This window comes from Mesorhizobium sp. 113-1-2 (genome assembly GCF_016756475.1).
GTDB lineage: Bacteria > Pseudomonadota > Alphaproteobacteria > Rhizobiales > Rhizobiaceae > Mesorhizobium > Mesorhizobium loti_C.
On record NZ_AP023242.1, the window covers coordinates 4787430 to 4812034 of the forward strand.

Genomic DNA, 24605 nt, shown 5'->3' on the forward strand with positions numbered 1-24605 from the left:
CGTTCAGTGTCCCGCGGCCTTGATGAGCTTTTCCGCCAGATCCACCGTCAGCGCGTCGAAATGCGAAATCACCGCCGAGGGTTCGAATTCGCGGACATGCCGGTCGGTGTAGCCGAAATCGACGGCGACGACGGGAATGCCGGCGGCCTTGGCGGTGTCGATGTCGGTTTGCGAATCGCCGACCATCAAGGCGCGGTGCGGATCGCCGCCCGCCAGCCTGATGGTTTCGGTCAGGTGGCGCGGATCGGGCTTGCGGAAGGCGAATGTGTCCTGGCCGGCGATGGCCGCGAAATGCCTGGTCAGGCCGAGCGCTTCGATCAGCGCCAGCGAGTTGGCTTCGTATTTGTTGGTGCAGATGGCCAGGAGATAGTCCGCCTTTTCGAAACGGGCGAGCGCCTCGATGACACCGGGGTAGGGGCGGGATTTGCCGGGAATGTTGTCGGTGTAGTGATCGAGGAACAGTTTTAGCAGCCGGTCATGCTCGGCGACATCGAGCGAGCGCTGCTGGGCGGCATGCGCCCGCTCTATCATCACGCGCCCGCCATGGCCGACGAAGCGCCTGAAGCCGGCCTCGTCGACGGCCGCGAGTTCGCTGGCGGCCAGGCTGTGGTTGAGGCTGTCGAGCAGGTCCGGCGCCGTGTCAACCAGCGTTCCGTCGAGGTCGAACACGATGATCGGGCGAGTCATGATCCATCCTGCGCAGGTTTGTGCATCGGCAGGCGATAGCGGCTGCGGCGCGTCAAGGCAAGCAGAGCGGTGGACAGGCGCCCAAGGGCTTTGACCCGACCGGCAAAAATGCTAGGAGCCCGAACACTCAGTTTCATGCATGTCGTTTCCCCAAAACCGAGGTCACTTTTGGGCGACATGCATGAGGTTCCCGGGGCAGCAAGCGGCATGGATGCAAAACAATTGAAGGTCGAGGCCGCGCGGGCCGCCCTTGCCCATGTCAGCGATGGCATGCGGCTCGGCATCGGCACCGGCACCACGGCGGAAGAATTTGTACGGTTGCTCGCCGATAAGGTCGCCACCGGCATGGCCGTCATCGGTGTGCCGACATCGGAGCGCACCGCAGCACTTTGCCGCGAGCTTGGCGTGCCCCTGTCGACATTGGAGGAAACGCCCGAGCTCGATCTCACCGTCGACGGCGCCGATGAGGTCGACCCGGAACTGACCCTGATCAAGGGCGGCGGCGGCGCGCTGCTGCGCGAGAAGATCGTCGCCGCGGCCTCGCAGCGCATGATCGTCATCGCCGACCGCTCGAAGATGGTCGAGACGCTCGGCCGGTTTCCGCTGCCGATCGAAGTCAACCAGTTCGGCCTGCGCGCCACCGAGATCGCGGTGGCCGCGGCGGCTGCAAATCTCGGCCTTGCCGGTCCCATTACATTGAGGATGACGGGAGGCCAGGCTTTTGTTACAGACGGCGGCCATTTTATCCTCGATGCATCTTTTGGCCGCATTCCGGATACAAGAGCGCTTTCGAATGCTCTCCACGCCGTTCCGGGCGTGGTCGAGCATGGTCTTTTCATCGGGCTGGCGTCAGCGGCCATCATCGCCGGCGGCGACGGCATCCAAACCGTCCATGCCGCCCGAAAACCAGGGAGTTCTACCAACCATGTTGCATAACCGGGTTCGCAGCCTTTGCGTCGTTCTGGCGGCTTCGGCCGTTTTCGCCTTATCGTCGCCGGCGTTTTCGCAGGACGTCACCGAATCGCACCTGAAGGCCGCCCGGGCGGCGGTCGCAGCGATCCATGCGACCGATCCGTTCGACAACATTCTGCCGCAGGCGGCCGCAGCGCTCGAATCGCAGCTGATCCAGAAGAACCCGGACATGCAGGAACTGATCGGCAAGACCGTCAACGAGAAGGCGCTGGCATTGGCCTCGCGGCGCGCCGATCTCGAGAAGGAAGCGGCCCTTGCCTATGCGAAGGTGTTTTCCGAGAAGGACCTCAATGACATCGCGGCCTTCTACAGTTCCGACGCCGGCAAGAAGCTGCTCGACAGCGGTCCGACCGTGACGCGTGATTTGGTCAAGGCAGCCGATATCTGGCAGAACGGCCTCGCCCGCGATCTCGCCCAGCAGGTCGGCGAAACGCTGGCCGCGGCTGCCAAGGCCGCTGCACCGGCTGCACCTGCGCCAGCGCCCGCTGATGGTGCCGCTCCGGCCGACAATGCGGCTCCGGCGGATGGCGCCGCGCCCGCCGACGGTTCGGCGCCTGCCGACGGCACGCAGAATTGATTTCATTTTTCGAGGCGGCGTAGCTGCCTCTGGACCAGAAAGCCCGGCTTTGTCCGGGCTTTTCTTTTGGCGTTTTGCATCCTACCTCTGGCTTGAACTTTCCCTCTCCAGGAGTCCCATCATGGCCGGTTACGACTACGATCTTTTCGTCATCGGCGGCGGCTCGGGCGGGGTGAGGGCGGCGCGCGTCGCCGCGGCACTCGGCAAGCGCGTTGGCATCGCCGAGGAATACCGCTTTGGCGGCACCTGCGTCATCCGCGGCTGCGTACCGAAGAAGCTTTATGTCTACGCCTCGCAATTTCCGGAGCATTTCGCCGACGCGGCCGGTTATGGCTGGACGGTACCGGAAGCCAGTTTCGACTGGCGCACGCTGGTCGCCAACAAGGATCGCGAGATCAGCCGGCTGGAGGCGATCTACAAGAAGAATGTCGAGGGCGCCGGCGGCGAGCCCTTTCATTCCCGGGCGATGATCGTCGACCCACATGTGATCCATCTTCTGGGCGAGGACCGCACCGTCACCGCCGACAAGATCCTGATCGCCACCGGCGGCCGTCCGGCCGCGCATCCGGCACTGCCCGGCCACGAACACTGCATCTTCTCCAACGAGGCTTTCGACCTCAAGGAGTTGCCCAAGGCGATCATGATCGAGGGCGGCGGCTATATCGCGGTCGAGTTCGCCAACATCTTCCACGGCCTCGGCGTCGACACCACGCTGGTCTATCGCGGCAAGGAGATCCTCAGCCGCTTCGACATGGATCTGCGCCGCACATTGCACGAGACCATGGAAAAGAAGGGGATCAAGATACTCTGCCACGCGGTGAGCGAAGAGGTGCGCAAGCGGCCGGACGGCCGGCTCGACGCGCGTCTCACCAGCGGCCAGACGCTGACGGTTGACCAGGTCATGCTGGCCATCGGGCGCATCCCCAACACCGAGAATATGGGCCTGGAAGGCATCGGCATCGAGATGACCGCGGCCGGCGCGATCAAGGTCGACGACTATTCCCGCACCAACATCGACAACATCTGGGCGATCGGCGACGTCACCAACCGCGTGCAGCTGACGCCGGTGGCGATCCACGAAGCGATGTGCTTTGTCGAGACGGCATTCAAGGGCAACCCGACCGCGCCCGATCACGAGACGATCGCGACCGCGGTCTTCTCACAACCGGAAATCGGCACGGTCGGCCTGTCGGAAGATGACGCCGTCAAGCGTTTCGCCGACATCGAGATCTACCGCGCCAGCTTCCGGCCGATGCGGCATACGCTGTCCGGCCGCGACGAGAAGATGCTGATCAAGCTGGTGGTCGATGGCGCGACCCGCAAAGTGCTCGGCGCCCATATATTGGGGCCGGATGCCGGCGAAATGGCGCAGCTGCTCGGCATTCCGCTGAAGGCTGGGCTGACCAAGGATGATTTCGACCGCACGATGGCCGTGCACCCGACCGCCGCGGAAGAGCTCGTCACCATGTACAAGCCGACCTACCGCGTGAAGGACGGCCAGCGCGTCTGACTTTTCGCAAGCCGCCAGCACTCGCCGCCAAGGGAGCAATCCATGTCCGTGGCCACCAGCTCCACTCCGCTCGACCACGAGTTCGGCGGACGTGTCGATCAGGTCGTCGACAGGGCCGTCGCGGATGGACGCATCGTCGGCGCCGTGATCCTTGTCGCCCGGCGCGGCGAGATCCTCTACAGCCGCGCCGCCGGCCTTGCCGACCGCGAAGCGAAGAAGCCGATGGCGCCGGACGCAATCTTCCGGCTTGCGTCGGTCACCAAACCCGTCGTCGCGGCCGCCGCACTTGCCCTTGTCGAAGCCGGCGATATCGGCCTCGATGATCCCTTGGTAAAATTCATCCCGGAGTTCCGGCCGAAGCTCATGGATGGCAGCGAGCCGGTCATCACCATCCGACATCTGCTGACGCACACCGCCGGGCTGGACTACCGTTTTCGTCAGGCGGCGGACGGGCCCTATCATCGCGCTGATGTCTCCGACGGCCTCGACCAGCCCGGCCTCTCCATGGCCGAGAATCTCCGTCGTATCGCCTCGGTGCCACTGTCCTGTGCGCCGGGAACGGGCTGGGGCTATTCGGTGGCGATGGATGTGCTGGGCGAGGCCATGGCGAGAGCCACGGGTGCCTCCTTGCCGGAGCTGGTCGATCGCCTGGTCGTCCAGCCGCTCGGTATGCATGACGCGGCCTTTGCCGTGCGCGATCGATCCCGGCTGGTGACGCCCTACGCCGATGGACCCGGCAAGGCCATCGTGATGGGAGAACATCACCGTGTGCCCTTCGGCGACGGTTTCATCTCATACTCGCCCGGCCGTGTCTTCGATCCCGCTTCCTTCGCCTCGGGCGGTACCGGCATGAACGGCACCGCCAGCGATGTGCTCAAGCTGCTCGAGGCACTGCGTTCGGGCGGCGGGCCAGTCATCCGCCCCGAAACGGCAGCGGCGATGACTGGGGATGCGATACCGGGCCTCGAAACCACCATGCCCGGCTGGGGCTGGGGTCTCGGCTTCAGCGTCCTGCGCGACCCGCTCGCCGCATCGACGCCTCAGACCGCCGGCACCTGGCGCTGGGGCGGCGTCTACGGTCATTCCTGGTTCGTGGATCCGGCGCTGGACCTGACGGTGGTGGCGCTGACGAACACGGCCATCGCCGGCATGATGGGCGCCTTTCCCGATGCGCTGCGCGACGCCATCTATGGCAGGCAGGCCTAAGGCAATTTCGGGAAGGACAGGACCCGCCGCCGGCCATCGCCAGCGGCGGAGACAGTTGGGCCAGATCGGTTCATCGTTTCACGGAAACGCAGAACCGATCTATCTTCTGTTAACGCAATTCCGGACGGAAAACCGTCTCACACTTTTCCTGGAATTGCTCAAAGCAGCGTGCCGCGCAGGATCACCAGCGCCACCGAGAAATAGATCACCAGCCCGGTGACATCGACCAGCGTGGCGACGAACGGCGCCGATGCGCTGGCGGGGTCGAAACCGACCCGTTTCAGGGCGAACGGCAGCATCGATCCCGACAGGGAACCAAAAGTGACGATGCCGACCAGTGCCGCCCCAACCGTTGCGGCGATCAGCGGCCAGTGCGGGCCGTAGTCGTAGAAACCGAAATACTGCCAAAGCGCAATGCGGCAGACGCCGACAACGCCGAGGATCGATCCCAGGACGAAGCCGGTCGGCAGTTCGCGCAAGGCAACCCGCCACCAGTCGCCGAGGCCGATCTCGCGCAGCGCCAGCGCCCGGATGACCAGCGAAGTCGCCTGTGAGCCGGAATTGCCGCCGGAGCTCATAATCAACGGGATAAACAGAGTGAGCACGATCGCCTTCTCCAGCTCGCTCTCATAGCTCTGCATGGCGTTGGCGGTCAGCATTTCGCTGAGGAACAGCGCGCACAGCCAGCCGGCGCGCTTCTGGATCATGGCGAGGAAGCTCATCTTCATGTAGGGCTCGTCGAGCGCTTCCATGCCGCCGAAGCGGTGCACGTCCTCCGTCGTCTCCTCGATCATCGTGTCGATGATGTCGTCGATGGTGACGATGCCGAGGATCTTGCCGTGGTCGACGACGGGGACGGCGAGCAGATCGTATTTGGAGATCGTCTGCGCCAGGTTTTCGCGATCGGTCAGCGGGGTGACGGTCACCGGCGCACGGTCCGGCGCCACCGACAGGATCGGGTCGTCCGGTTCACCGGTGATCAGCCGGCGCAGGCCGGTCGACCGGACCAGTAGGTGCGTTTGCGGATCGACGATGTAGATCGCGTAGACGGTCTCGCGCGTCCGCTCGACCTTGCGGATGTAGTCGAGCGTGCGCCCGACGGTCCAGTCCGAGGGAACGCTGACGAACTCCGTCGTCATGATCGATGCGGCGCTGCCTTCGGGGTAGCCCAGGATCGACAGCAGGGTCGCGCGCAGCGGCGGCGCCAGCGCACCGAGCAGTTCGGAGCGTGCCGGCTCGTCGAGTTCGCGCAGGATGTCGGCAGCACGGTCGACCGACATGGCGGTGAGGAGCTTGCTTGCCTTGGCGCGGGGCAGGGCGTCGGCGAGTTCGGGGGCAGCTTCGAGTTCAGGCTGATCGAAAATCTCGACCAGCCGCTCGAAGGGGACCGCGCAAAGCAGGTCCGTCGCGGTTTCGCGCGATTCATGGTTGAGCGCCTCGACCACGTCGGCAACGTGGTCGTTTGCAAGGATGCGGGCGATGGCGACGGCCTCGTCGTCCGCTACGGGAGAAAAATCGTTCATGGCTCACTCCTTGCCGTCCGGCAGGACATGAACCATTCAGGTCACGTCTAGGCGGACGGCGGTTGCGTTCGACTAATACTGTCGCCAGGCATGGCGCGGTGACCTTTCCGCTTGCGGGTTCGCGTTTGACTATCAGCAAGCGGGCGCAACATAGGAGTGCGTCTTGCCGAGTCAATCGTGGTGAGTGAGGAAAACGGCGCCTTATGGCTCCGATCGCGATACTGTGATCGCCGACTGCCGCGCTGCCCGGCAAGTCGCGGTGAAACCATCGTTATTTCTGTTTCAGCCGACGCGAGAAACGCAGCCATTTGTCCTCGACTGGCCGTGGCTGCGCCAGAATCGTGGTGAGTTCGACGGGCAGGGTCGGAGCCAGCGGTTTCTTGGTGGCGACACCGTCGGCGATCAGGACGATCGAGTGGTAGAACTCGGTGCCGGCAGCCGATCTTGGCGCCACCGCTTCGTGCATAACGCTGATCACCGTGACATCGGGGCAATTGTCCTTGATCGCCTGATGGAAGGCAATCTTGCCCTCCGGGTCGAGCGCACCGGTCGCCTCGTCGAGGAACAGCAGGCCCGGCTGCTGCAGGATGATGCGAGCCACCACCAGCTTCTGCTTCTGGCCGCCCGACAGGACCTGGTCCCAGCTTTTGCCCTCTCGGCTCTCATGGGCCATGTGTTCAATGAAGTCGCCAAGGCCGGCCTTGTGCAGCGCGGACGCGACTTGGGAATCGCCATGGTCGCGCTCGGAGCCCGGCAGGCAGACCAGCTGTTTCAGCGACACCTGCTGCAGCTTGACCTCCTGGGCGGCATAAAAACTCTTCACCCCGTCAGGGAAGACGATGGTGCCGTGGCCATATGGCCAGAGGCCGTTGATCGCCTTGATCAACGAAGTCTTGCCGCAACCGGATTCGCCCTTCAGGAACGTCCACTCGCCGCGCCGGAAGCGCAAATTGGCGGCGCTGAGGAACGGTGTTGCGTCCTCGCCCTGATGCGCCAGTTCGAGCTTCTGGATGGTCAGGCCGAAAACCGGATTCTGGCTGGCATAGTGGAAGTCTGAACGGCCGGTCTGGCTGTAGAACGCCTGCGGGTGCTGAACATTCTCGATCGCATCCGCCAGCTCGGTGACGCGCTGGCTGTTGGCACGCAACGTCGCAATGGCCGGCATGACATGGATGAACCACGAGCACTGGCTGATCAGCTGAGCGACCATTTCAGAGCCGGTTATGTAGCCCTTGTAGTCCAGGCGATTGTGGATGAACGACACGAGACCGGGGCCATAGGCGACGATCCGGCCGCCGACGAAATTGTAGATCAGCTCGAACGACGTGTAGCTGTTGTTGACGACATTGAGCCGGCCCCAGGTTTTATCGATATCGACATAGAGCTTGTCGTGCATCGACTTTTGCACGCCCTCGCCATGCGAGGCGGCGACATGGAAGCTGCGGCGCAGGAATGTCGTCAGTTCACTGCGGTAGCTGCCCTCGGCCTGCTGCATGCGGATATTGAGCCGCTCGAGCAGGCGCCCAAGCCTGACCGCGATCCAGGTGTTCAGGGGCACGTAAATGGCGACGGCGAGGAAAGCCAGCACTGCGCTGCCATAGCTGCCGAGGAACTCCAGCCCTTTAACCTCGACCGAGGATCCGATCAGATTTTCACCGATAAAATACAGCGAGGTCGCGACACCCAGAACGCCCATGGCGAGACCGATCGCCCCGCCGGTCATGTCCTTGATGGATTCCTGGATGCGCTGGTCGATGTTGTCGGGAGCCACGATACCGCCGGCCGCCGAACCATGCTGGGCATGGAAATGGGTATGATTGCCGTCGAGCAGAGCCTGGTTGAACTGGCTGTTCAGCCAGCCACGCCATTTGCGGTGCAACGTTGCGGAGACAAGACCGCGCACGCCGGTGAAGCCGGCATCCTTGAGCACGACCAGCACCACCAATATGCCGGCATTGGTCAGAATTGCCCGCAGCGGGCTGGTGTTGGCGGCATCGTGGAAGAAGGCGATCGAATTGCCCAATTCGCCCAATGCCAAGGCAAACCAGACGCCGGCCTTGCTGGAAAGCGCCGTCAGCAGGGCGATGACGATGGTGAGTGTCCAGGCCTCCTTCCAACGGTCGGAGAACCAGTAGGCCCGCATCAGGCCCCAGAAACTGCGCATCGAGGATACCGGCGTCAAATGCGACGGCCCTGTGGCGCCGCCGTGTAGTTTATCCGGTACTGACTCCTGCGATCGTCTGCCGATCCGAATCACGATCCCGCCCAAACCTTTTTTGTTTTGTTACGGATGGTAACACCAATTGATCATTTTCCATTAATTTTTGTAGGGGGTCAGCGAGATTGAAGTTGCGGCCGTGTCGGCAAGGCAACAGAACGGCCCTTCCGGGCATCGCATGAAGGTCGGCGAAACAGCGATTTAAGACAACGATGTCATATGGTTATCGTGTGACGCGCAGAGCTGCATATACCTTCCCTTGGGGAAGGTGTTCACACGATTTTGTGACTCGTTTTGGCCTGTCAGGTCGGCTGACTTTTCATTGCGGGCTAACCAAAATTCCCGAAAACGAGCCGTCCTTGATATCTGCTTTGACAATTCCCGCGTTCGGGATTGAACCTTCCAAGGCGTTGTCGACACCCAGGGTTGTCCAACAGGGAAGCTCTCTCATGCTCACGCGCGCAACCGCAGCTTTCGTCCTCTTCGCCTGGCTACCCTTCCCTTTGGCGCATGCAGCCGAACAGAGCATTCCGGCCAGCGCCGAGGGCCAGATCGAGTTCAACACACCGTCCGACAACATTGGCTGCATCTACACGCCGAAAGGCGGCACTGGCACCTATCAGCCACAGGATGGCGGCCCGGAACTGAGCTGCTCGCGCGTCGAGCCGAGCTACCTCACCATCATCCTCGGCCCCAAGGGACCGGCGACGCTGATCAAGAACCCCGGCGAACAGCCTTGCTGCAGCGATGTCACAAGGCTCGCCTATGGCAACAGCTGGAGCGCTGGACCCTTTTTGTGCCAGTCATCGACCAAGGGGCTGACCTGCACCGCCACAAATGGCCACGGATTTTTTATCAGCAAGGCGAAGGCGACGGTAAAGTAGCGCCTGCCTTGTAGGAACCTGCCTCAGCCGACCTTGTCCAGTTCGCCCCGTGCCTTGGCCGCTGCCACTTGGCGGATGGCATCAGCCAGCGTGTCGGCGTCCTGAGCACCCATCACGGCATATTTGCCTTCAAGCAGAAAGCACGGCACGCCTGATATACCCATGCGCGATGCCGTCGCGATCTCGGTGCGCACCGCTTCGACATCGGCGTCGGTCGGCAAGAGCGTTGCGACCACCGACGCGTCCATGCCCGCCTCGCGGGCGGCTTCGACCAACACGGCATGGTCGCCGATGTTGACACCTTCCTCGAAATTCAGCTGAAACAGGCGACGGACCAGCCTGTTCTGCACGGCTTCACCGGCAGCACCCGCCCAGCGGATCAGGCGGTGTGCGTCCAGCGTGTTTGGCGCCACCCTGATGGCATCGAAGGCAAAGGAAATGCCCTCCGCCTCGCCGAGTGGTTCGATCCGGGCATGGATCTCGCGAATGCGCTCGTCGCTGCCGAACTTGGCCAGCATATACTCCCGGCGGTCCTTGCCTTGCGGCGGAATGGTCGGATCGAGCTGGAACGGCCGCCAGCGTATGTGCACATCGACATTGCCGGCCGCGGCAACCGCCTTGTCCAGCCGCTTCTGGCCAATGAAGCACCACGGGCAGACGACATCCGACACCACATCGACGGTTATGGCGTGCGCTTCGCTCATCTCGATCTCCGGATTTTCAGTTCGGTTTGCGCCACCATGTTGGCAGCTGATAACCGAATAGGGGCGTCTTCTGCGGATGTTCCAGGTAATTCCAGTACGCAAGCCACTGCTGCGTGTTGTACTGCATCGGCACCATATAGTTGCCTGAGATCAGCAACCGGTCGAGAACGCGGACGGCGGCGACATAATCCTCCTTCGAGCGGGCGCGCAGCATCGCCTCAATCGCCGCGTCGACCGCCGGATCGGCAACGCCGGCGAGATTGAACGAGCCTTCGGCCCTGGCCGCCTCGGAGCTCCAGCGTCCAAGCTGTTCGAAGCCTGGCGACAGTGAATTGTTGAAGCCGCTGGATCCGATCAGAGCCTCGAAATCGAAGCGCTGCTTGCGTGATTGGATCTGGTCGCCGTCGAGGCTACGGATGCTGACGTTGATGCCGATCTTCTCCAATGTGCGCTGGTAGATGCCGGCCAGGCGTTCCTCGTCCTGCGAAGCGGTCAGGATCTCGAATCCGAAAGGTTTGCCGTCGGGATCGAGCATCGTGCCGTCCTGCACGTGGTAACCAATGCTTTTCAGGAGATCGAAAGCTGTCTTCAACACCTTGCGGTCCTGGCCCGAACCGTCGGTCACCGGTGGTTTCCAGGTGCCGTCCATGACATCAGGCGGCACGCGGCCGGGGTAGGGGGCGAGCAACGCCTTTTCCCTATCGTCGGCCGGATGGCCGAGCGCGGAAAGCTCGGAGTTCTGCCAATAACTCATCGTGCGGGTGTATTTGCCGCCGAACAGGTTCTTGTTCGCCCACTCGAAGTCGTAAAGCATGCCGAGCGCGCGCCGGACCACCGGATTGGAGAATTTCGGCAGCCGCGTGTTGAACAGGAAACCGGTCACAACGGGCGGAATGCCGGTGTCGAAGGTTTCAGAAACCACCTCGCCCCTGTGAAAGGCCGGGAAATCAAGGTCGCGCTCCCGTTTGACCGGATCGCCGTCGTCGTCGATGGCGCAGAGGCCTTTCTTGAAAGCCTCGAGCTTGGCGTTGGCGTTGAGGAAATATTCGATGGTGATTTGGTCGTAATTGTCGAAGCCGCGTTTGGCCGGGACATCCTTGCCCCAATAATCGGGGTTGCGCTTGAACACGATGCGCTGGCCCGGCGCCACCTGGGCAATGGTGTAGGGTCCGCTGCCAATCAGCGGCTTCAGCGTCGTCTTGTCGAAAGTCTCCTTGTCGAAGGCGTGTTTCGGCAGGATCGGCGTCAGCGCGATGATCAGGGGCGTTTCGCGATTGGCCTTGTCATTGAAGGTGAAGCGCACGCTGTGATCACCGGTCTTTTCGAGCTTGGCGATCAGGCTCATGCGTGCGTTGTAGGGCGGGCGGCCCTTGTCGGTGAAGACATCATAGGTGAACAGCACATCCTCCGGCGTCACCGGCTCGCCGTCCGACCACTTTGCATTGGGGTTGAGGTGGAATTCAATCGACTTGCGCTCGGAATCCATGTCCGCGCTGTCGGCGAGCAGGCCATAGAGACTGAAGGCCTCGTCGTAATTGCGCTGCATCAACGGCTCGAAAACGAGGTTACCGTAGGTCAGATCCATCATGCCGCGCGCCGTTGTGCGCAGGCTCTTCAGGATGAAAGGGTTGAGGTTGTCGAAGCTGCCGACAACGCAATAGGTGATGTTGCCACCCTTCGGCGCATCGGGATTGACGTAGTCGAAATGAGTATAGTCGGGCGGCAGTGCCGGCTCGCCCTGCATGGCGATGGCATGCTTCGGTTCCGACATGGCCGGCCGCAGCGAAAGGGTGAAAAGCGATATCGCGGTGATCAGCCAAACAAGAACGCGGCCCATGACCGTCTCCTTAACAGGTCGGCTTGATGATTCGGTGCGCACCCTAGCATGAGGCGGCTGCGTGCCGGCCAATGGTGTCATCAAGAATTACAAGTGAGCGGGCTGGATTCGGCACCGCTTGCAGTGTAACACGCCGTCCGAAGTCATTCTGTTGCCTCATTTCGGCAACAGGTAGCTGGACCACACGGCGCAGAGAAGCCGGTTCCGGGATCATTTGAGAGGAAGTGCACGACATGACGAGCCTGAACAGCAACGCATACCGCCTTTCGGTCATGGCCGCGGGCGTGGTCGGCTTTCTGGGCGCGGGACTTCCCTCTGCTTCCGCACAGCAGCAGCAACAGATCCCACAGGGCTGGTTCAAGGCCTGCACCAAGCAGGAAGACGTCGACATCTGCAACGTCCAGAACATCGTCACAGCCGGCAACGGCCAGCTTGTCACCGGTGTCAGCCTGATCGAACTCAAGGGCAAGGTGAACCGCAAGGTGTTTCAGGTGACGGTCCCGACCGGTCGCCTGGTGCCTCCGGGCATCGGCCTGCAGATCGATACCGGCAAGGCCGTAAAGCTCGACTATGTCATCTGTTTCCCGGATCGTTGCGTGGCCGAAGTGCCGCTCACCGACCAGCTCGTCGCCGCGTTCAAGAAAGGTCAGGGCATCACGCTGACCTCGATCAATTTCCAGAACCAGGCCAACCCGATCAAGATCGCGCTCCAGGGCTTCAGCGGCGCCTATGACGGCCCGCCGCTGCAGCAGTCGGACATCGAGGACCGGCAGAAGAAGCTCCAGGACTTCGTCGCCAAGAACAACCAGGACTTCGCCAAGAAGCTCAAGGATGAGCAGGACAAGGCCAAGACCGCCAACTGATCGCGGGATCGGGTCACCCTCCAGTCAAAGAAAAGCGGGGTCATGCCCCGCTTTTTTCGTTCCAGGTCATGGCTGGATTTCCCAACGGTAGCCGCAAACTCAGTGCCTTGACTGGCGTTTCGGCTCGTAGCGCCCGTCCGGCTTCTTGTCGAACATCTCCTTGATCTGCGGGTGGCGGACTGGCTCGCCCGACCGATCCTCGAGCAGATTCTGCTCCGACACATAGGCGATGTATTCGGTTTCCGAATTCTCGGCGAGCAGGTGGTAGAACGGCTGATCCTTGCGCGGCCGCACGTCGGCGGGAATGGCTTCGTACCATTCGTCGGTGTTGGCGAATTGCGGATCGACGTCGAAAATGATGCCTCGAAACGGAAACAGCCGGTGGCGAACCACCTGTCCGATCGCGAATTTGGCCGTTTTCATCGTACTCACCACTGAATTCCTTGACTTTATTTGGCGCAGACTCCGAGTCAATTCAATCCCGAAGCGTTTGAGCGCCTTCAAGCTACGCAAAATGCGAAGCAAAGGTTTTGATTGATGCCGCGATGCCGCGATAAAATCCGCAAGATCGCTACTGCTGCCGCATTGGTTTTCGCAGGCCGCCCGCAAGTGCCGAAAAACCGCTGCCGGGACGGAGCCCCTCGCGCATGAAGAAGGCGCGGAGCGGTGCAAAGCCGCCGAGTGCGCTCAGACCGGCGCCACGCGCCATCTGCGCCGGCAGCATGTCGGAAAGCAGCGACATGTTGAGCAGATTGACCGCGCTGCTGCGGGCCAGAATGTCGGGCCGGCGCTTGAAATCGTAGGTGGCAAGGACTTTGGCTGCGCCTGGATCGCCACGATTTTCATTTGCGATTCCAACCAGATCATCGATATCCCTGATGCCAAGGTTGAGGCCTTGCGCACCGATCGGCGGAAACACGTGTGCGGCTTCGCCGACGAGCGCCACCCTGTCTCGTGCAAAACGCAGGGGCGTGACGGTCGAAAGCGGATAGATCTGGCGGCCTGGTTCTACCGTGACGCGTCCAAACATCGACTGCATTTGCTGCTCGACCCGCAGCGAGAGTGTTGTGTCATCCAGAGCGGCAAGCTCGTTGGCGCTCTCGGGCTTCACCACCCAGACGAGGCTTGAGCGGTTGCCGGGCAACGGAACTTGTGTGAACGGACCGGTCTCGGTGTGGAACTCGGTCGAAGTGAAGGCGTGCTCGCGACTATGGCCGAAATTGAGCACGAGCGCGGCCTGCGGATAGGCGCGCGAGCCGGTCGAAATGCCCGCCGCCTCGCGCGCAGGCGATTGGCGTCCGTCGGCGGCGACCGCCAGCGATGCGCTCACCTCGCTGCCGTCGGCCAGCGCGGCATGAGCCTTGTCGGCATCGAGACGCCAGGTCTTGACCATCGACCGGCGCCACTCGATCCCGGAATGGGCGGCCACCTTGCCGACAAGTGCCGGGCCAAAGACGCTGTTGGGCAGGTTCAGCCCGAACTGGTCCTCATCGATCTCGCTGGCGCGAAAGGTGACGACGGGGCTGCGGATCAGCCGGCTGGTCGCATCGACGATGCGCATCACTTTCAAGGGTGCGGCCTTGGGCCTGATGGCTTCGAGGACATCGAGCCGTTCAAGCACTTTCAGGGCAGGGTTCATCAGCGCCGTGGTGCGGCCGTCGGGGGCCGACGCCTCAGGCCCGACAAGCGTCACCGGGAAGCCGGCATCTGCGAAAGCCAGCGCCGCAATCAGCCCTGCCGGCCCGGTGCCGGCAATCAGTATCGGCGCTGTTTCCTGGTGCTCCAAAGTCGGCTTCCGGCTTGCAATGCGGGGCGGGCCACCAGACCTGCCACTCAAGCAGCATATAGGTCAGTTCATGCGGCTTGATCAACGCGGCGATTCGGCCCATTCGGGTGTCATGACCGGCCCCCAGGACGATTTCAGCCATCTCGACCGCGCCGGCCGCGCCACGGCTGATATCGCGCGCAACCCGCGCCTGACGGTCAATATCGTCGTCGGCGCGAGCATTCTGCTCGCCTGGCTGTTGTTGGCCGCGATGGCGATTCGCGGTGCAGAGGCCGGGGGCAGCGTGCCGGGCGACACGCTGCTGCGTGGCCTGCCGCAGTTGCCGCTGCCTGATTTCCTGGAGCGGTTCTTCGCGCTTTGCCTGTCGCCGGTGCCTTTGGACGCAAGCCTCGGTTGGCGCGCCCTCGCGCTCATCGCGATGTGGTTCCTGATGGCGATCGCCGCGATGCTGCCGTCAGCAGCGCCAATGATCCGCACCTATTGCGAGATCGCCGATACCGCCCGGATCAAGGGCGAGCCGGTCGTCCATCCGCTGGTGCTGGTTGCCGGCTATCTCGGCGTCTGGCTCGCCGCTTCGATGCTGTTTTCCGCGCTGACACTGGGCGTGCACGCATTCGCTGAGTCCGGCGAAATCTACGACCCACTCCTTGGCATTGCCGGCGCGCTCGCCTTGCTGGTTGCCGGCCTCTACCAGTTCAGCGGCCTCAAGCAGGCCTGCCTGAAGAAGTGCCGCAACCCGTTCTCGACCCTGTTTTCGAACTGGAGTGCCAAGGCCGTCCGCATCCTCCGGCTCGGCGTCGCGCAAGGCCTCTGGTGCCTCGGCTGCTGCTGGGCGCTGATGCTGGTGATGTTCGCCGTCGGCGTGATGAACATCTTCTGGATGGCGCTGATCGGCGTATTCACCCTGATTGAAAAACAGACGACAGGCAGTCTTCCAACCCGGCTGGCCGGTGCGATACTGCTTGTCTGGGCAGCCGCCCTGCTAGTAATCTCGCTGTGAGTGGGGGAAATTCAATGACAGATCAGGGCTGGGCAATGAAAGGAGAGCTCGTACTCTCCTGCAATTGCACGGTTTTTTGCCCTTGCGTGCTGTCGCTCGGCAGTCACCCGCCGACCGAAGGCTACTGCCAGACCTGGGCGGGTTTCCGTATCGATGCCGGCCATTTCGGCGAGGTCGACCTCTCCGGCATCAACCTCGGGCTGATCATGGAAATCCCCGGCTACATGAGCCGCGGCAACTGGACTGCGGGCCTGTTCATCGACAAACGCGCCTCGGTCTACGCGGTCAAGGCATTGACGAAGATCTTCACCGGCAAGGCGGGCGGAACCACATCGCTGCTGTCGATCCTGGTCGGAAAATTCCTGGGTGTCGAACAGGTGCCGATCACCTATGAGACGCGCGACAAGACGCGTATCTTCCAGATACCGAAGATCATCGATGGCGCGGTCACGCCAATCGCCGGCAAGGATCGCGAGAAGGATACGGTGATCACGAATTCGGAATACTGGATCGCGCCGGAGATCATCGTGGCCAAGTCCGACAAGAGCAAGATGCGGGCTTTTGGCCGCAATTGGAATTTTGCCGGCCGCTCGGCCGAAATCTGCAAGCTGGATTGGCGAGGCCCGTGAGCAAGAACACATCCGCCAGGAATATGGGGGCCAGGAACCTGGCGGCAAGGAAAGCCGCCAAGAAGATCACGGACCGGATTCCGCGACCGAAGAAGAAAGTCACATGGCCGCAAGCGAGGGCGTTCTCGGTCCATCTGCTGACGGCCTCAGGCTCGTTCCTCGCCTTCCTGTCGCTGGTGGCGGCGAGCGAGGAGCGGTGGACGGCGATGTTCTGGTGGCTCGGACTGGCGCTGTTCGTCGACGGCATCGACGGACCGATCGCCAGGAAGCTCGAGGTCAAGGAAATCCTGCCGACCTGGTCGGGCGAACTCCTCGACAACATCATCGACTACGTGACCTATGTGCTGATCCCGGCCTTCGCGCTCTATCAGCGCGGCTTCATGGGCGAGGGCCTTTCGTTCCTGTCGGCGGCGATCATCGTCGTCTCCAGCGCGATCTACTATGCCGACACCGGCATGAAGACGAAGGAGAATTTCTTCAAGGGATTCCCCGTGGTCTGGAACATGGTGGTGTTCACGCTGTTCGTCATCGAGCCGGGACAATGGGTGTCGTTCGCGGTGGTGGTGGTGGCCGGCATCCTGACCTTCATCCCGATCAATTTCATTCATCCGGTGCGGGTGGTGCGGCTGCGGCGCATCAATCTCACAATGACCCTCTTGTGGTGCGCCTTCGGCGCGCTTGCGCTTGCGCAGGCGGCGCTCGCCGCCTTCTACGATCAGATCGGCGTGCTGGGCGAACAGGTCAGCACTTTCATCAAGATCGGCATCACCATCAGTGGGCTTTACCTGGCCTGCATCGGTGGCATCATGCAGTTCTTTCCAAATCTCGGTGCCAAGAAGGCCTGATCAGCCAATCCCATAGAAAGCCTAGCCCATGTCCAAAGCGATCCGCATCCATGCCCATGGCGGCCCGGAAGTTCTGACCTATGAGGACACCGATCCCGGCCGGCCGGGTTCCGGGCAGATCCTGGTCAAGCATACGGCCATCGGCCTCAACTTCATCGATGTCTATCATCGCTCCGGCCTCTATCCGCCGCCCGGCGGCTTTCCGCTCATTCCCGGCAGCGAAGCCGCCGGCGTGGTGCTGGAGGTCGGTGAGGGCGTCGACTGGCTGAAGCCGGGCGACCGCATCGCCTATTCGACGAATGTCGGTGCCTATGCCGAGCAACGCGTCATCGCCGCCGCCCTTGTGGTGAAGCTTCCCGAAGGCATCGGCGACGAACAGGCCGCCGCGATGATGCTGAAAGGCATGACCGCCGAATATCTCCTGCGCCGCACCTTCAAGGTGAAGGCCGGCGACACGATCCTGTTCCACGCTGCGGCCGGCGGCGTCGGGCTCATTCTCGGCCAATGGGCGAAACATCTCGGCGCAACGGTCATCGGCACGGCGAGCTCGACCGACAAGATCGAACTCGCCAGGGCGCATGGATTCGACCATGTCATCAACTACAAGGAGCAGGATTTCGTCGCCGGCGTCGCGGCCATCACCGGCGGCAAGAAATGCGACGTCGTCTACGATTCGGTCGGCAACGACACGTTCCCGGCCTCGCTCGATTGCCTGAAGCCGCTCGGCATGTTCGTCAGCTTTGGCCAGTCCTCGGGGCCGATCCCGCCATTCTCGATGTCGCTGCTGGCGCAGAAGGGCTCGTTGTTCGCCACAAGGCCGACGCTGTTCGTCTACAACGCCAAGCGCGAGGACCTTGATGCCTCCGCGGCGGCGCTGTTCGAGGTGGTGCTCAGCGGCGCCGTCAAGATCCAGATCAACCAGCGCTACGCGCTCAAGGATGCGGGCAAGGCGCATGCCGATCTCGAGGGCCGCAGGACGACAGGGACGACCATTCTCATCCCTTAGTCCCGCCAGGCTTGCTATCCCTTGAATTTCCGCTGAAATTCTTGAAGCTCTTTCAAGACGCGTGCCGCTTTCCGTTGAGAGGCGGCGGCGCCTACGATGCTTGCGGGAACACAGAACATATCTGGCGAACCAGATGGGAGGCACTGTGAGTGCAGATCATGACGGGGCGAACCTGCTTGAGGTTCGTGGCCTGACCAAGATATTCGGCACGCTGACGGCGTGCGACCATATCGACCTCAACATCGCCAAGGGTGAAATCCACGCGCTGCTCGGCGAGAACGGCGCCGGCAAGTCGACGCTGGTCAAGATGTTGTTCGGTTCGCTGGAGCCCAATTCCGGCGAGATTTTCTGGAACGGCCAGGCGGTGCGGATCACCAGCCCGGGTGCTGCCAAGAAGCTCGGCATCGGCATGGTGTTCCAGCATTTTTCGCTGTTCGAGGCGCTGACCGCGGCCGAGAACATCGCGCTGTCTCTGGACGACGGTTCGCCGATCAGCAGCATCGCCGCGAAGGCCAGGGCGCTTTCCTACAGTTATGGCCTGCCGCTCGATCCGGACACGCTGGTCGGCGATCTGTCGGTCGGCGAGCGCCAGCGCATTGAGATCATCCGCTGCCTGCTGCAGACGCCGCAGCTCATCATCCTGGACGAGCCGACCTCGGTGCTGACGCCGCAGGAAGCCGACAAGCTGTTTGAGACGCTGGAGCGGCTGCGCGCGGAAGGCAAATCGATCCTCTACATATCGCACCGGCTCGAAGAGGTCAAACGCATCTGCGACCGTGCCACCGTATTGCGGCATGGCAAGGTGGTCGGCCACTGCAACCCGCGCGAGGAGACAGCGGCGTCGCTTGCCCGCATGATGGTCGGCAACGAGGTGCAGGCCGTGGTGCGTGCTCCGGTCGAGGGGATCGAAACCGCGCAGCCGCTGCTCGAAATCCGCAACCTCAGCCGGAAGCCGGCAACGCCTTTCTCCATTCCGCTCAAGACCATCAGCCTCAATGTCCGCGCCGGTGAGGTGATCGGCATTGCCGGTGTCGCCGGCAACGGCCAGGGCGAATTCTTCGAATCCGTCTCCGGTGAGGTCTTGCAGCAGGATGCCGCCTCGGTGCGCATCCGCGGCAAGGATGCGGGTGGCCTGACCATCACCGGACGGCGCCTGCTGGGGGCCGCCTTCGTGCCGGAGGAGCGCCTCGGCCATGGTGCGGCGCCGCGCATGAAACTCTCGGAAAACCTGTTGCTGTCGCGCCATGCCACTGACGGCAAGGTCTTTGTCGGCAGCGGTGGAATGGTCAAGAGCGGCGCCGTCTACGCCGCCTCGCAACGCATTATCGAAGCCATGGACGTGCGCAAGAGCGCGCCGGACCCGGAAGCGGCAGCGCTCTCGGGCGGCAATCTGCAGAAATTCATCGTCGGCCGCGAACTCGATCGCCGCCCAAGCGTCATGGTGGTCAACCAGCCGACATGGGGCGTCGATGCCGGTGCCGCCGCCCACATAAGGCAAGCGCTGATCGAGCTGTCGCGCAGCGGATCGGCGGTGCTGGTGATCAGCCAGGACCTCGACGAGCTGTTCGAAATCTCGGATGCGATCGCAGTCATGCACAATGGCGAATTGTCCAAGCCGATGCCGATCGCCGAAGCGACCTTCGAGAAGGTCGGCCTGCTGATGGGCGGCGCCGAGCCCGGCCACGCCGAACACACGCTGGAGACGGCATGATGCGCCTCGAACTCGTCAAACGCCCGCAGCGCTCTGCGCTGTTTTCGGCCCTGTCGCCGTTCATCGCCTTCGCGCTGACGATCATCGCCGGCGCCATTATGTTCGCGCTGCTCGGCGTCAATCCGCTGACCGCGTTCCGGATCTACTTCGTCGAGCCGGTCAGCCAGGTCTGGCAGCTGCATGAGCTGGCGATCAAGGCGGCGCCACTGATCCTGATCGCGGTCGGCCTGTCTGTCTGCTACAAGGCCAACATCTGGAACATCGGCGCCGAGGGCCAGTTCATTTTCGGCGCCATCTTCGGCTCCGCCATTCCGGTGCTGTTTCCGCAATTCGAAGGCCCGCTGGTGCTGCCGCTGATTCTTCTGCTCGGCATGGTGGGCGGCGCGGCCTATGCGGCGATACCCGCGTTTCTGAAGACCCGCTTCAACACCAACGAGATCCTGACAAGCTTGATGCTGGTCTATGTCGCGCAGCTCTTCCTCGACTGGCTGGTGCGCGGCCCGTGGCGCGATCCGCAGGGCCATGGTTTCCCGCAAACGATCCAGTTCGGCAACTCCGCCGTATTGCCGGAACTGATGCCGGACGCCGGACGCGCCAATTGGGGTTTTGTCTTTGCGCTGGTTGCCGCGGTGCTGATCTGGATCATGATGGGGCGCATGCTCAAGGGCTTCGAGGTCCGCGTGCTGGGTTCCAGCCCGCGGGCAGGGCGCTTCGCCGGCTTCGGCCTCAGCCGCATGGTGTTCTTTGCCTTCCTGCTGTCAGGCGCACTGGCCGGCCTTGCCGGCATTTCGGAAGTCTCCGGCGCCATCGGACAATTGCAGCCTGTGATCTCGCCCGGCTACGGCTTCACCGCCATCATCGTGGCGTTCCTCGGCCGCCTCAATCCGCTTGGCATCATTGCCGCGGGCCTGGTGCTGGCGCTGACCTATCTCGGCGGTGAGGCGGTGCAAAGCGCGCTCGGCATTTCCGACAAGGTGGCACGGGTGTTCCAGGGCATGCTTTTGTTCTTCGTGCTCGGCTGCGACACGCTCATCCATTACCGCATCCGCCTGATCGGCCTGGCGCTGACGAAACCAGAAGGCGCGGCGAAGCTCGAAGCTGCGCCGAAGTTGAAGGAAGCCCGCTGATGGACATCACCGTCAACATCCTCCTGACCATCGCCACGGCGGCGACACCGCTGTTGATCGCGGCGATCGGCGAACTGGTGGTCGAACGTTCCGGCGTGCTCAATCTCGGCGTCGAAGGCATGATGATCATGGGCGCGGTCGGCGGCTTCGGCGCCGGCTACCTGACCGGCTCGCCCTGGCTCGGCCTCTTGGCGGCAATCGTCATGGGAGCCGTTTTCTCGCTGCTGTTCGCCGTGATGACGCTGTCGCTGGCGACCAACCAGGTGGCGACCGGCCTGTCGCTGACGCTGCTCGGCCTCGGCCTCTCAGGCATGATCGGCACGAGCTTCGTCGGCCAGCCCGGTGTCAGGCTGCCCAATCTCGACATTCCCGGCCTCAGCTCGATCCCGGTCGTGGGCAAGCTGCTGTTCGGCCAGGATCCTGTCTTCTACATCTCGATCGCGCTGACCGCGGCCGTGATGTGGTTCCTGTTCAAGACGCGCACTGGCCTCACGCTGCGTTCCATCGGCGACAGCCATGTCTCGGCGCATGCGCTCGGCATCAAGGTCATCCGCTACCGCTATCTCTCGGTGATTTTCGGCGGCGCCTGCGCCGGTCTGGCCGGCGGCCATCTGTCGCTGGTCTACACGCCGCAATGGGTCGAGAACATGAGCGCGGGCCGCGGCTGGATCGCGCTGGCGCTGGTGGTGTTCGCGTCGTGGCGGCCATGGCGGGTGCTGGCCGGCGCCTACATCTTCGGTGCCGTGTGGATCGGCCAGCTTCATGCACAGGCTTTTGGCATTCCGGTGCCCTCGCAGATGCTTTCTTCTTTGCCCTATCTGGCAACCGTCGTGGTTCTCGTTCTAATCTCGCGCAACAAGCGTCTGACGATGATGAACACGCCGGCATCCCTGGGGCAGCCATTCGTTCCGGATCGTTGACAACAACAAAAAGACGGGAAGCTCCAAGGCTTAACACAGAGAGGTAACACGATGAAAAAACTGCTTATTGCCCTGATGACGACGACAGCGGCATTGTCGCTGGCCGCGTCCGCAGAGGCTGCCGACAAGTTGAAGGCCTGCTGGGTCTATACCGGCCCGATCGGCGATTTCGGCTACTCCTACCAGCACGACCAGGGCCGGCTCGAAGTCGAGAAGGCACTCGGCGACAAGGTCGAGACCGCCTATCTGGAGAATGTCTCGGAAGGTCCCGATGCCGACCGTGCTTTCGAGCGCCTGGCGCGCGAAGGCTGCAAGCTCATCTTCGGCACCTCGTTCGGCTTCATGGATGCCGAGGTGAAGGTCGCCAAGAAATTCCCGAAAGTGATGTTCGAGCACGCCACCGGCTACAAGACCGGCGACAATCTCGGCATCTACAATGCCCGCTTCTATGAAGGCCGCTACGTGCTCGGCCAGATTGCCGCCAAGGAATCGAAGTCCGGCGTCGCCGGCTACATCGTCTCCTTCCCGATTCCCGAAGTGGTGATGGGCATCAACTCGTTCATGCTCGGCGCGCAGTCGATCAATCCAAACTTCAAGGCCAAGATCGTCTGGGTCAATTCGTGGTTCGATCCGGGCAAGGAAGCCGACGCCGCCAAGGCGCTGTTCGACCAGGGCGCCGACATCATCGTCCAGCACACCGATTCGACCGCCGCCCTGCAGGTCGCCGAGGAGCGCAAGCTGCACGGCTTCGGCCAGTCGTCCGACATGATCAAGTTCGCGCCGAACGCGCAGCTGACCTCGCTGACCGACGAATGGGGCCCTTACTATATCAGCCGCGTGCAGGCAGCCATCGACGGCACCTGGAAGCCGGACAATGTCTGGCTCGGCATCAAGGACGGCGCGGTCAAGCTCGCGCCCTACACCAACATGCCCGACGACGTGAAGGCGATGGCCGAGGCGACCGAAAAGAAGATCGCCGGCGGCTGGAACCCCTTCACCGGACCGATCGCCAAGCAGGACGGGTCGGCGTGGCTGAAGGATGGTGAAGTCGCCGACGACGGCACGCTGCTCGGCATGAACTTTTACGTCAAGGGCGTCGACGACAAGCTGCCGCAGTAAGCGGCGCACCCGAATAGGAAAGGGCGCCGCGAGGCGCCCTTTTCATTTGTCTGGAGAAACCGACTGAAGGCTCAGACAGCCGAACCGTAGAGGTCATAGGCGTCGGCACGGTCGATCTTGACGGTGACGATGTCGCCTTGGCGCAGCGGACGGCGCGACTGGATGTGGACCGAGCCGTCGATCTCCGGCGCATCATATTTGGTGCGGCCCTTTGCCGAGGTGCCGTGCGCCTCGTCGATCAGCACCGGCAGGCGCTTGCCAACTTTCTTTGCGAGCTGCGTCGCCGAAATCTTCTGCTGGCGCTGCATGAAGCGGTGCCAGCGTGCTTCCTTGATCTCCTGCGGAACCTGCTCGAGGCCGAGGTCGTTGGAGCGGGCGCCTCTGACCGGCTCGTATTTGAAGCAGCCGGCGCGGTCGATCTTGGCCTCGTCCAGCCAGTCGAGCAGCATTTCGAAATCCTCGTCCGTCTCGCCAGGGAAGCCGACGATGAAGGTCGAGCGGATAGCGAGATCCGGGCACACATCGCGCCAGCCGCGGATGCGTTCCAGCGTTTTTTCCCCATGCGCCGGCCGGCGCATGTTCTTCAGCACCTGTGGCGAAGCATGCTGGAACGGGATGTCGAGATAGGGGAGGATTTTTCCTTCGGCCATCAGCGGGATGACATCGGCGACATGCGGGTAGGGGTAGACATAGTGCATGCGTACCCAGATGCCGAGCTTGCCCAGTTCCTCCGACAGATCGAGGAATTTCGCCCGCACTTCGCGATCGCCGAACATGGACGTCTGGTACTTGATGTCGATGCCGTAGGCGCTGGTGTCCTGCGAGATGACGAGCAGTTCCTTGACACCGGCCTTGGCCAGTTTCTCGGCTTCGCGCAGCACATCGGCGGCCGGGCGCGAGACAAGGTCGCCACGCAGGGCGGGAATGATGCAGAAGGTGCAGCGATTGTTGCAGCCTTCCGAAATTTTGAGATAGGCATAGTGGCGCGGCGTCAGCTTGACGCCCTGCGGCGGCAGCAGATCGATGTAGGGATCGTGCGAAGGAGGGGCGGCCTCATGCACGGCGGCCATCACGCTCTCATAGGCCTGCGGCCCGGTGATCGCCAGCACATTGGGGTGTTTTTCGCGGATCACATCCGGCTCGGCGCCGAGGCAGCCGGTGACAATGACCCTGCCGTTTTCCGAAAGCGCGGAGCCGATGGCATTGAGCGACTCGTCGCGGGCCGAATCGAGAAAGCCGCAGGTGTTGACGACGACGAGATCGGCGCCGTCATGCTTGCGGGCGATCTCATAGCCTTCGGCGCGCAGGCGCGTGATGATGCGCTCGGAATCCACGAGCGCCTTCGGACATCCAAGGCTGACGAAACTGACGCGAGGGGCGGACATAGGCAAGTTTCCAATGGGGGCACGGGCCGAAACGCTGGTCCGGCCTCAAATCGCTGTAAATGTCGGTCTGTGGCGCGTGGCAAGCGCCAATACGCG

22 protein-coding genes are annotated in these 24605 nt (G+C 62.6%); 14 read left to right on the forward strand and 8 right to left on the reverse strand.

Annotated features, from left to right (window positions below; all coding sequences use genetic code 11):
* Positions 1-3: 3 nt before the first annotated feature.
* Positions 4-687, reverse strand: coding sequence for a phosphoglycolate phosphatase (locus tag JN279_RS23140; RefSeq protein WP_202350359.1), 684 nt, complete (start codon positions 685-687; stop codon positions 4-6).
* Between the two features lie 207 nt (positions 688-894).
* Here JN279_RS23140 and rpiA point away from each other — a divergent pair, with 207 nt between their 5' ends.
* The 4 genes from rpiA (at position 895) to JN279_RS23160 (ending at position 4952) form a co-directional block, all read left to right on the forward strand.
* Positions 895-1623 carry a ribose-5-phosphate isomerase RpiA gene (gene rpiA / locus JN279_RS23145; RefSeq protein ID WP_202350360.1) on the forward strand — a complete coding sequence of 243 codons (729 nt, stop codon included), beginning with the start codon at positions 895-897 and terminating at the stop codon, positions 1621-1623.
* Complete coding sequence (locus JN279_RS23150) at positions 1580-2236, forward strand: DUF2059 domain-containing protein (RefSeq protein ID WP_202350361.1); 657 nt, start codon at positions 1580-1582, stop codon at positions 2234-2236. The genes rpiA and JN279_RS23150 overlap by 44 nt, the downstream gene beginning before the upstream one ends.
* Before the next feature lie 121 nt (positions 2237-2357).
* Positions 2358-3746 (forward strand): glutathione-disulfide reductase, encoded by a 1389-nt coding sequence (gene gor, locus JN279_RS23155; protein ID WP_202350362.1) that lies wholly within the window; start codon positions 2358-2360, stop codon positions 3744-3746.
* A 42-nt stretch (positions 3747-3788) separates the two neighbouring features.
* A complete protein-coding gene (locus tag JN279_RS23160) occupies positions 3789-4952 on the forward strand; it encodes a serine hydrolase domain-containing protein (RefSeq protein ID WP_202350363.1) in 1164 nt (387 codons plus the stop codon).
* Between the two features lie 158 nt (positions 4953-5110).
* On the opposite strand, the gene mgtE is transcribed toward JN279_RS23160, so the two are convergent.
* On the reverse strand, positions 5111-6475 hold the full coding sequence (gene mgtE / locus JN279_RS23165; RefSeq protein WP_096445956.1) for a magnesium transporter: 1365 nt from the start codon (positions 6473-6475) through the stop codon (positions 5111-5113).
* Positions 6476-6746: 271 nt separating this feature from the next.
* Positions 6747-8639, reverse strand: coding sequence for an ABC transporter ATP-binding protein/permease (locus tag JN279_RS23170; protein WP_202350364.1), 1893 nt, complete (start codon positions 8637-8639; stop codon positions 6747-6749).
* Positions 8640-9142: 503 nt separating this feature from the next.
* On the opposite strand from JN279_RS23170, the gene JN279_RS23175 reads away from it, so the two are divergent.
* Complete coding sequence (locus JN279_RS23175) at positions 9143-9577, forward strand: hypothetical protein (RefSeq protein ID WP_202350365.1); 435 nt, start codon at positions 9143-9145, stop codon at positions 9575-9577.
* A gap of 23 nt (positions 9578-9600) precedes the next feature.
* Here the strand turns inward: JN279_RS23175 and JN279_RS23180 are convergent, their stop codons facing one another.
* Positions 9601-10281 carry a DsbA family oxidoreductase gene (locus tag JN279_RS23180; protein ID WP_202350366.1) on the reverse strand — a complete coding sequence of 227 codons (681 nt, stop codon included), beginning with the start codon at positions 10279-10281 and terminating at the stop codon, positions 9601-9603.
* A gap of 16 nt (positions 10282-10297) precedes the next feature.
* Complete coding sequence (locus JN279_RS23185) at positions 10298-12118, reverse strand: extracellular solute-binding protein (protein WP_202350367.1); 1821 nt, start codon at positions 12116-12118, stop codon at positions 10298-10300.
* Between the two features lie 233 nt (positions 12119-12351).
* Here JN279_RS23185 and JN279_RS23190 point away from each other — a divergent pair, with 233 nt between their 5' ends.
* Entirely contained in the window at positions 12352-12981 is a 630-nt protein-coding gene (locus tag JN279_RS23190) for an invasion associated locus B family protein (protein WP_096445948.1), read from the forward strand.
* 99 nt (positions 12982-13080) lie between these two features.
* Here JN279_RS23190 and hspQ read toward each other — a convergent pair whose 3' ends face one another.
* Positions 13081-13404, reverse strand: coding sequence for a heat shock protein HspQ (gene hspQ / locus JN279_RS23195; RefSeq protein WP_056577259.1), 324 nt, complete (start codon positions 13402-13404; stop codon positions 13081-13083).
* A 148-nt stretch (positions 13405-13552) separates the two neighbouring features.
* Positions 13553-14767: a UbiH/UbiF family hydroxylase gene (locus JN279_RS23200; protein WP_202350368.1), complete on the reverse strand. Its 1215-nt coding sequence runs from the start codon at positions 14765-14767 to the stop codon at positions 13553-13555.
* Between the two features lie 70 nt (positions 14768-14837).
* On the opposite strand from JN279_RS23200, the gene JN279_RS23205 reads away from it, so the two are divergent.
* The 8 genes from JN279_RS23205 to JN279_RS23240 all read left to right on the forward strand — a co-directional run bounded on the left by JN279_RS23205 (position 14838) and on the right by JN279_RS23240 (position 23124).
* A complete protein-coding gene (locus tag JN279_RS23205; RefSeq protein ID WP_202350369.1) occupies positions 14838-15767 on the forward strand; it encodes a DUF2182 domain-containing protein in 930 nt (309 codons plus the stop codon).
* Positions 15768-15781: 14 nt separating this feature from the next.
* A complete protein-coding gene (locus JN279_RS23210; RefSeq protein ID WP_202350370.1) occupies positions 15782-16396 on the forward strand; it encodes a DUF1326 domain-containing protein in 615 nt (204 codons plus the stop codon).
* Between the two features lie 23 nt (positions 16397-16419).
* Positions 16420-17241 carry a phosphatidylcholine synthase gene (gene pcsA / locus JN279_RS23215; protein WP_181823851.1) on the forward strand — a complete coding sequence of 274 codons (822 nt, stop codon included), beginning with the start codon at positions 16420-16422 and terminating at the stop codon, positions 17239-17241.
* Positions 17242-17269: 28 nt separating this feature from the next.
* Positions 17270-18247 (forward strand): quinone oxidoreductase family protein, encoded by a 978-nt coding sequence (locus tag JN279_RS23220; RefSeq protein ID WP_202350371.1) that lies wholly within the window; start codon positions 17270-17272, stop codon positions 18245-18247.
* Between the two features lie 133 nt (positions 18248-18380).
* Positions 18381-19958 carry an ABC transporter ATP-binding protein gene (locus JN279_RS23225; RefSeq protein ID WP_202350372.1) on the forward strand — a complete coding sequence of 526 codons (1578 nt, stop codon included), beginning with the start codon at positions 18381-18383 and terminating at the stop codon, positions 19956-19958.
* Positions 19955-21085, forward strand: a complete 1131-nt coding sequence (locus tag JN279_RS23230; RefSeq protein ID WP_202350373.1) for an ABC transporter permease — start codon at positions 19955-19957, stop codon at positions 21083-21085. The genes JN279_RS23225 and JN279_RS23230 overlap by 4 nt, the downstream gene beginning before the upstream one ends.
* Entirely contained in the window at positions 21085-22005 is a 921-nt protein-coding gene (locus JN279_RS23235) for an ABC transporter permease (RefSeq protein ID WP_202350374.1), read from the forward strand. The genes JN279_RS23230 and JN279_RS23235 overlap by 1 nt, the downstream gene beginning before the upstream one ends.
* Positions 22006-22056: 51 nt before the next feature.
* Positions 22057-23124, forward strand: a complete 1068-nt coding sequence (locus tag JN279_RS23240; RefSeq protein ID WP_069092151.1) for a BMP family ABC transporter substrate-binding protein — start codon at positions 22057-22059, stop codon at positions 23122-23124.
* 71 nt (positions 23125-23195) lie between these two features.
* Here JN279_RS23240 and rimO read toward each other — a convergent pair whose 3' ends face one another.
* Positions 23196-24509: a 30S ribosomal protein S12 methylthiotransferase RimO gene (gene rimO / locus JN279_RS23245; protein ID WP_096445932.1), complete on the reverse strand. Its 1314-nt coding sequence runs from the start codon at positions 24507-24509 to the stop codon at positions 23196-23198.
* Between the last annotated feature and the right edge of the window lie 96 nt (positions 24510-24605).